This is a genomic window from Desulfurococcus sp. (assembly GCF_049970475.1).
Classification (GTDB): Archaea; Thermoproteota; Thermoprotei_A; order Sulfolobales; family Desulfurococcaceae; genus Desulfurococcus; species Desulfurococcus amylolyticus.
The window spans coordinates 1-2,205 of sequence record NZ_JBMFMW010000137.1 but is presented as its reverse complement, the minus strand read 5'-3'; the positions used below and the strand labels follow the sequence as shown (position 1 = coordinate 2,205).

Sequence of the window (2,205 nt, the reverse complement as noted above, 5' to 3'; positions counted from 1 at the left end):
AGGCTTCTATGGTGTCTTAAAGATCGTGACTGGTGATGGTGATGAAGGGAGAAGGTTTATCATCAGCGCTATCGTGGGAGGAGTACTACTAGCCTTCCTCTGGCTGATACTATCCGCTCTTATCTCGTAGCGTCTCAGCCAGCGTGATACCAGTGCAACTATACCATGTATTCCCCAGGATCGGGGAGAAGCCGGATCCCAGCGCCCTGGGCTACAGGTTCACTTACTGCCTGTTGAACACCGGGGGAAGCCTAAGGGTATTCATCGCCACTGAGCTACCTAGGGATTCTCTCAGTAAATTCATGGATGTCAGGGAGTATAGTGTACAGGAGTTGACCGGGGAAACCGGCCCAGAACTATATGTTTCAGAAGCGAGGTTGAAGAATAGAAGGGATTTCTGGCTGAGAGACACGGTTATACTGGATCCACCGAGCATAGCGTCTTCTCTTGGAAGGCCTGGGTTGATGTGTATAGGGTTCTCCAGGGACACCGTGTTAGATGAGATATTCTTCTCGAGGGCTCGTGGGTTATTGAAGGCTAGAGGGACCCGTGGAGGCAGAGTGGAGGCTGAGACCATCCTTGATAGGGCTAGGAGGGGGCTATGGACCCTGAGGATAATGGGGGCGGCAAGGGATAGGATTACCCTTGGGTTGATCGAGGAGAAGTATTCCACGGCATCTTACACAGGCTTTAAATGGGTTAGGCATATTGCCAGAACTCCTGGTGAACTATGGGGGTACCTGAAGCCGTTGGAGACTGGTTTCTGGACCCGGGTTTTCCCCGGGGATATACCAGTTGTAACCAGTAGTAGGGTGTATGATATGATGATTCTCCCTGATCCAGCTATACACAATGTTGAATTCGCAAGGAGGAGCCTTCTGCCAGAGGCTGTACCAGTTAGAAGCGGGGCCGATTGCTTCAGGATAGGCTCTACCCTTAACGGGAGGGAGGTAAGGCTCTGTATGAGTGACCTCGAGAGGCATGTCTACGTTATTGGCCAAACCGGTAGTGGTAAGACTAGTTTCCTTAAGCTTCTGGTTCACAGGGTGCATGAAACTGGTGGGGCCTCTATCATTGTGATAGATCCCCATGGAGATATGGCTTTAGAGCTAGGCAGTGAGATATCCGGTTCACTACTCTATGACCCGGTCGACAACCCGTTCAGTATCAATCCTCTTGACCTGCCTAAACACAGGGATAGGGATTACGCTGTATCAGTCGCCATAGACATACTCCTTGATATCTTCCGCGAGGTTTTAAAACTAGTGAACACGGCTGTGAATGTCAGGTACTTGCTTAGAGTCGTTTTGAGAGCTCTGTACTCAAGGAGTGATTCACCCACTATGGCGGACCTATATAATACTATACTAGGACTGTATGATGGTAGGGTTACACTGGGAGATCTAAGCGACTACGAGTGGAGGCGCCAAATAGGGGTGCTCAGGAGTATGCAGAGGCAGTCCCTTATCTCGGCATTATCGAGGCTGGAGCCGTATGCCAGGGATAGATTTCTCAGGGAGTTAACGAGCAGGACCAGCGTGGACTTCGAGGAAATGATGTCACCTGGATCACTGACATTATTCTCCATACCCAAGGCGGTTGTAGGAGGAGATTTAGCCAGGCTGATCGCCTCGACAATAGTTATCAAGACATGGTACGAGGCACTGGCTAGGTCGAGGCTGGGAAAGCCCAGGACACCCGTGTTCCTCATCATAGATGAGTTCCAATTTGTCTCCGATCTCCCATTAATAGACATTGTTTTCTCAGAGGCTAGGAAGTATGGTTTACACCTTGTTGTAGCCCATCAGCACACTGGTCAAATACCTGGTCAGCTAATCCAATCGGTACTTACTAATACAGGTGTGAAACTAGTGTTCCAAGTGGCTGGTGAAGACGCTGAGAAACTAAGCACCATCGATGCCGACTTCGCCAGACTACTCCGCAGAACCCTAACATCCCTGTCAACAGGTATGGCCGTATTAAAGATGGCTGGAAGACCTGGAGAGCAGCCTCCACCACCATTAATTGTTAAACTAGATTACCTCGGGTCCACCGGGTTGAAGCCGGGTTAGCTGACGGGGTTCAGGTCTCATATAGGTTTATATAAGCTTGTTTCATCCCTTCATCCCTGTTCCCCTGTATCCTGCTTGGGCTTGCATCTGGCTTAGGAGTGTTCGCGAGCACCCTACATCTTGAATTAAGGAA

Annotated in this window: 1 protein-coding gene; it reads left to right on the top strand. The window is 49.9% G+C overall.

Features of this window, described 5'->3' with window-relative positions; translation table 11 throughout:
• The first annotated feature begins 152 nt into the window (after positions 1 to 152).
• A complete protein-coding gene (locus ACP5N5_RS06695) occupies positions 153 to 2,072 on the top strand; it encodes an ATP-binding protein (protein ID WP_428134349.1) in 1,920 nt (639 codons plus the stop codon).
• Positions 2,073 to 2,205 lie beyond the last annotated feature (133 nt).